The following is a 6,263-nucleotide window of genomic DNA, read 5'->3' on the forward strand; positions in this document are numbered from 1 at the left end:
GCACGCGGGGCCGTCCGCCGGCCCGGGCTCCGTGCCCGGCCAGGGCGCTCCCGGCGGCGACGCCGGGGCCCGCGAGGAGGAGCCCGCCGCGGCGGTGCGGCCGAGCCCCGAACTGCTCGGCCGGCTCGTCGACGAGGTGGCCCAGCGGCGCGCCAAGCGCAGGCGCCGCGGCCTCTACCTGGCCGCGGCGGCCGCCGTGCTGATCGTCGGCGGGCCCACGGCCGCCGTGGTCGCCACGTCCGGCGACCACGGTCCCGGCGCCACCCAGGCCGCCCCGGCGGCCACCGCGAGCTCGTACTTCAAGACGCTGGGCACGAAGTACAGCGCCACCGACCCGGTCACCAAGGTCTCCGCGACCGTCGCCGTGGAGACCAAGGGCTGGGGCACGGACGCGGTCCTGGAGCTCAAGAACGTCAAGGGCCCCCTGAAGTGCCGGCTCGTGGCGGTCTCGAAGTCCGGCGAGCAGGAGGTCATGACGTCCTGGGCGGTGCCGGAGTGGGGCTACGGCGTGCCCTCCAGCACGGTGCCCCTCGCCCGGCAGCCCCTGTACGTGCAGGGCGGTGCGGCCGTTCAGCCCAAGGACATCGACCACTTCGACGTCACCACGTTCGACGGCAAGCGGCTCGTGCGGGTTCCGGCCTGACACCGGGCACCCCCTTCGCGTACGGTTGACGGCTTCCGTAGCACGTCATGAAGGGGGCCCGGGTGGCCGCGCAGGATGCCGCTGTCGATTCCGCCGGAGGCGCGGCGGAATCAGGGACCGGCCCGGGACCAGGAGTCCCCGGGCCGGCCGACGACTCCGCACGCGCCCGGGAGATCGACGTCGAGCAGCACCATCTCGACCGCGTGTACCGGCGCCTCGAGGAGAAGATCCACGAGGCCGAGTTCCTCATGGCCGACGCCGCCAAGCGCGGCCAGGTCGGCACCCCCGGCGCCCTCGCCGAGCGGGACGCCCAGGTCTACCGCGCCGGAGTGCACCTGTCCCGGCTCAACAACGAGTTCGAGGACTTCCTCTTCGGCCGCATCGACCTGCTGGCCGGCAAGGACGGCAAGAAGGGCCCCGACGGCGCGTACACGTCCGTCGAACCCGCCGACGACGCCGTGCGCCCCGACGCGAGCGCCGACATCGCCGAGACGCTCCACATCGGCCGCATCGGCGTCCTCGACGCGGACTACTCGCCGCTCGTCATCGACTGGCGGGCGCCCGCCGCCGCGCCGTTCTACCGCTCCACACCCGTCGACCCGGGACGCGTGGTGCGCCGCCGCGTCATCCGCTCCAAGGGCCGCCGCGTCCTCGGCGTCGAGGACGACCTGATGCGGCCCGAGCTGACGGCCGCCCTCGACGGCGCGCCGCTGCCCGTCATCGGCGACGGCGCGCTGATGGCCGCCCTCGGCCAGGCCCGCGGGCACACCATGCGCGACATCGTCGCCTCCATCCAGGCCGAGCAGGACGTCGTGATCCGCGCGCCCGCCGCGTCGGTCACCGAGGTCTCCGGCGGCCCCGGCACCGGCAAGACCGCCGTGGCGCTGCACCGCGCCGCGTACCTGCTCTACCAGGACCGCCGCAGGTACGCGGGCGGCATCCTCGTCGTCTCGCCGACCCCGCTGCTCGTCGCGTACACGGAGGGCGTGCTGCCCTCGCTCGGCGAGGAGGGCCAGGTCGCCGTCCGCGCGCTCGGCTCGCTGGTCGAGGGCGCGGAGGCGACCGCGTACGACGACCCGGCCGTCGCCCGGATCAAGGGCTCCGAGCGGATGACGCGGGTCCTGCGCAAGGCCGCGCGCGGCGCACTGGACAGCGGTGCCCCGGCGTCCGCCGGGCCCGCGCGCCCGGGCGGCGGGCAGGCGACGCTCGACGACGCCGCGGACGAGGAGAGCGGCGGCGCCCCGGCCGTGCGCACGGACCGGCTGCGCGTCGTCGCCTTCGGCCGCCGCCTCGAACTGGACGCCGACGAACTGCACCGCATCCGGCAGGCCGTGCTGGGCGGCACCGCGCCCGTCAACATGCTGCGCCCGCGGGCCCGCAGGCTGCTGCTGGACGCGCTGTGGGCACGCTCCGGCGCCACGGCCCGCGCCGACGAGTACCGCTCGCAGGGCGACGCCGAACTCGCGGCGGAGCTGCGCGGCGGCTTCGACGAGGACGTGTCCTCCGAGGACGCCTTCCAGGCGTTCCTCGACGCGTGGTGGCCGGAACTGACCCCGCGCCGCGTCCTGGCCGCCATGGCCGACGAGCGGCGCCTGTCGCGCTGGACCCGGCGCGTGCTCACGCCCGGCGAGACCCGCAGGCTCGCCCGCTCGCTGCGCCGCGCCGGCCGGGACGGCACCGGCCCGCTGTCCGTGCACGACGTGGCCCTGCTGGACGAGCTGGACGCCCTGCTCGGCACCCCGCCGCGGCCCGCCAGGACCCGCCGCGAGTTCGACCCGCTCGACGCCCTCACCGGCCTCGAGGAACTGATGCCGCAGCGCGAGGAGACCCAGCGCGAGCGCGCCGAGCGGCTGGCCGCCGAGCGCACCGAGTACGCGCACGTCATCGTCGACGAGGCGCAGGACCTCACGCCCATGCAGTGGCGCATGATCGGACGCCGGGGCCGCACCGCCACCTGGACCGTCGTCGGCGACCCGGCCCAGTCCTCCTGGCCCGACGAGGAAGAGGCGGCGGCGGCCCGCGACGAGGCCCTCGGCAGGCGGCAGCGCCGGCGCTTCACCCTGACCGTCAACTACCGCAACCCCGCCGAGATCGCGGAACTCGCCGCGAAGGTCCTGGCCCTCGCCATGCCGAGCGCCGAGTCCCCCCGCGCGGTGCGCTCCACCGGGGTGCGGCCCCGCTTCCGGGTGGCCGCGGGCGGCTCCGGCGCGGCGCTGGCGGACGCGGTGCGTGAGGAGACGCGGCGGCTCCTGGACACGGTCGACGGCACCGTCGGCGTGGTCGCCTCCATGGACCGGCGGGCCGAGGTGGCCCGCTGGGTGGCCGGGCTGGGCGGGCGGGTGGTCGCGCTCGGCAGCCTGGAGGCGAAGGGGCTGGAGTACGACGCGACGGTGCTCGTCTCGCCCGCCGAGATCGCGGACGGCCAGGCGGCCTCGGTGGGCCTGCGGACGCTGTACGTGGCGCTGACCCGCGCGACGCAGCAGCTGACGGTGGTCTCGACGCCGAAGGACGAGCCGGACGCGGACGGCGTCCCGGACCTGCTGCGGGACTGACCCGCGGCAGGACCCCGGCGGGTGTTCGGGGGGCCGGCGCCGGGAACGCGGGCCGGCCGGAGGGTGCGAGTGCGGGCCGGCCGAGGGCGGGGACGTGGGGGCGGCCGGCAAGGGCGCCGGGCCGGCCGGGGCCTGCCGGAGGGGGCACCCCGTGGGCCGCGGGGCCGCCCCGGGGGCCGCCGGAAGGGTGGACGTCGCGTCCTCGGCGTCCGTCCGTACCGCTCTGGCCTGCGCACCCGCACGAAAAGTCCAACAAGCGCGGCGTCAGGGAAGACTGAGCGGGGGTCGTTTGTTAGCCTGTATACGGCACCGGCTCGATCCAAGCCCCCGGGCCCAACCTTAGTCGCTTCGAGCGACCACTTGCCGCGAGGCGAGCATGGCGGGTCGGTGCCACTGACCTGTCAGCAGGCCTTCACCAGGAGTTGGTGGGGGCCTGCTTTCGTCGTGTCCCGCGCTGTTACGCTCCGCATGATGGAAGCCTCCTTCCGCTTGAGTCGGTTTTAGTCGTTACCCGGTGGTAGGTGCGACCATCTGAAAGGTTCCGCGGCGGTACACCCGTTCGGTGGAACGGCACAGCGGCTCAGTGAAAGCAGAGGAACTCGGCAATGGCAACGGCGCCAAGCGTCTCGTACTCGATGACCGTCCGTCTCGAAGTCCCCGCGAGCGGCACGGCAGTCTCCCAGCTCACCACGGCGGTGGAGGCGTCCGGCGGGTCCGTGACCGGCCTCGACGTGACGGCGTCCGGCCACGAGAAGCTGCGGATCGACGTCACGATCGCGGCGAGCTCCACGGCGCACGCGGACCAGATCGTCGGCAAGCTGCGCGGCATCGAGGGCGTCGCCATCGGCAAGGTCTCGGACCGTACGTTCCTCATGCACCTCGGCGGCAAGATCGAGATGCAGTCCAAGCACCCCATCCGCAACCGTGACGACCTCTCCATGGTCTACACGCCCGGCGTGGCGCGGGTGTCGATGGCGATCGCGCAGAACCCCGACGACGCCCGCCGCCTCACCATCAAGCGCAACACGGTCGCCGTCGTCACCGACGGCTCCGCCGTCCTCGGCCTCGGCAACATCGGCCCGAAGGCCGCGCTGCCGGTCATGGAGGGCAAGGCGGCCCTGTTCAAGCGGTTCGCGGGCATCGACGCCTGGCCGCTGTGCCTGGACACCCAGGACACCGACGCCATCGTCGAGGTCGTCAAGGCCATCGCGCCGGGCTTCGCGGGCATCAACCTGGAGGACATCTCCGCCCCCCGCTGCTTCGAGATCGAGGCCCGGCTGCGGGAGGCCCTCGACATCCCGGTCTTCCACGACGACCAGCACGGCACGGCCATCGTCGTCGTCGCCGCCCTGACCAACGCCCTGCGCGTCGTCGACAAGAAGTTCGAGGACGTCCGCGTCGTCATGTCGGGCGCCGGGGCCGCCGGTACCGCCATCCTGAAGCTCCTGCTGGCCGCGGGCGTCAAGCACGCCGTCGTCGCCGACATCCACGGCGTGGTGCACGCGGGCCGCGAGGACCTCGTCGACGCCGCCCCGGAGTCCCCGCTGCGCTGGATCGCCGACAACACGAACCCCGAGGGCATCACGGGCACCCTCAAGGAGGCCGTCGCGGGCTCCGACGTCTTCATCGGCGTCTCGGCCCCGAACGTGATCGACGGCACGGACGTCGCCGCCATGGCGGACGGCGCGATCGTCTTCGCGCTCGCGAACCCCGACCCCGAGGTCGACCCGGCGATCGCGCGCGAGACGGCCGCGGTCGTCGCCACGGGCCGTTCGGACTTCCCGAACCAGATCAACAACGTGCTCGTCTTCCCGGGTGTCTTCCGGGGCCTGCTCGACGCGCAGTCGCGCACCGTCAACACGGAGATGATGCTCGCCGCCGCCGAGGCGCTCGCCGACGTCGTCACCGAGGGTGAGCTCAACGCGAACTACATCGTGCCCTCCGTCTTCAACGACAAGGTCGCCGGCGCGGTCGCCGGCGCCGTCCGCGAGGCCGCCAAGGCGGCCGGTGTGACGGTCGACGCGGCCGCGGGCCCCGGCACGGACTGACGTCCCCGGACCGGGGCGGGCCCCAGGGCCCGTCCCGCCCGGCCCCTGCCGCGTCCGCACGGGCGCGCCGGTACCGGAAGACACCCCGGGCCCCGGCCGGGCCGCACAGGGCCGCCTCCGGCCCGTCCGGGCAGCTCCGCCCGGCGCGTCGCGCGACTTGCGGGCCGGGCGGCCCGTCTAGGGTGGCGGACCATGGCCCCCGCCGTCCCGCGGCCCATCGTGCGTGCCGACGGGGGGATCGGATTGGCTTTCCCGCCGCTGGTGGGGGCAGGATGCAGTCTCAGGGACTTCGTCCTGGGGAGACCTGATCCCGAGGACAACGTTTCGGGGACACCCCCACGGGGCGCGAGGGTTCTCGAATCAAGGCCCGGGGCCCACCGAGTGTCCGAGGGCCCTGGCAGCATCGGCTTCGATCTCACGCCTCACAGGCAAGAAGAACACGGGAGTAAGAACATGAACCGCAGTGAGCTGGTGGCCGCCCTGGCCGACCGCGCCGAGGTGACCCGCAAGGACGCCGACGCCGTTCTGGCCGCCTTCGCCGAGACCGTCGGCGAGATCGTCGCCAAGGGCGACGAGAAGGTCACCATCCCCGGCTTTCTGACCTTCGAGCGCACGCACCGTGCCGCTCGGACCGCGCGCAACCCGCAGACCGGCGACCCGATCCAGATCCCCGCCGGCTACAGCGTGAAGGTGTCCGCGGGCTCCAAGCTCAAGGAAGCCGCCAAGGGCAAGTAGTCCTCAGGGCAGTCCCGCACCGGCGGCAGCCGGCCGGGACGGCGCGTCGGTGACGGCGCGTGACAACACATGGGGCGGCCTCCGGACACCGGAAGGCCGCCCTTGTTGTGCCCGGGGACGCGGGAGCCGCGGCTGCGGGGTTCGCGGCGGCCCGGCAGCACGGGGCCGGTGGTACGGGGCTCGGTGGTACGGGGCTCGGTGGCACGGCCCGGGAGGCCGGGCGGCGCACAGGCCCCGGAGGCGGCAGGGCGGGGCGCCGACGGGCTGGGAGCCCGGAGCGGGGCC

The 6,263-nt window shown here is 74.5% G+C and carries 4 protein-coding genes; all 4 read left to right on the forward strand.

Translation table 11 applies throughout. The features are described from left to right. The coding region (locus tag L1885_RS21385; RefSeq protein WP_235798788.1) for an RNA polymerase subunit sigma at positions 1–643 on the forward strand (643 nt) is incomplete at its 5' end. Between the two features lie 62 nt (positions 644–705). Then, positions 706–3,195 (forward strand): HelD family protein, encoded by a 2,490-nt coding sequence (locus L1885_RS21390; protein WP_372481991.1) that lies wholly within the window; start codon positions 706–708, stop codon positions 3,193–3,195. A 605-nt stretch (positions 3,196–3,800) separates the two neighbouring features. Beyond that, on the forward strand, positions 3,801–5,243 hold the full coding sequence (locus L1885_RS21395; protein ID WP_235798790.1) for an NAD-dependent malic enzyme: 1,443 nt from the start codon (positions 3,801–3,803) through the stop codon (positions 5,241–5,243). A gap of 453 nt (positions 5,244–5,696) precedes the next feature. Beyond that, on the forward strand, positions 5,697–5,978 hold the full coding sequence (locus L1885_RS21400) for an HU family DNA-binding protein (protein ID WP_007382399.1): 282 nt from the start codon (positions 5,697–5,699) through the stop codon (positions 5,976–5,978). Positions 5,979–6,263: the final 285 nt, after the last annotated feature.

Source organism: Streptomyces fuscigenes, from assembly GCF_021556455.1.
Lineage (GTDB): Bacteria > Actinomycetota > Actinomycetes > Streptomycetales > Streptomycetaceae > Streptomyces > Streptomyces fuscigenes.

What these genes read in the sequence shown, in the direction of transcription:
- L1885_RS21395 (WP_235798790.1), top strand. Translation starts at nt 3,801, where the DNA reads ATGGCAACGGCGCCAAGCGTCTCGTACTCGATGACCGTCCGTCTCGAA.
- L1885_RS21400 (WP_007382399.1), top strand. Translation starts at nt 5,697, where the DNA reads ATGAACCGCAGTGAGCTGGTGGCCGCCCTGGCCGACCGCGCCGAGGTG.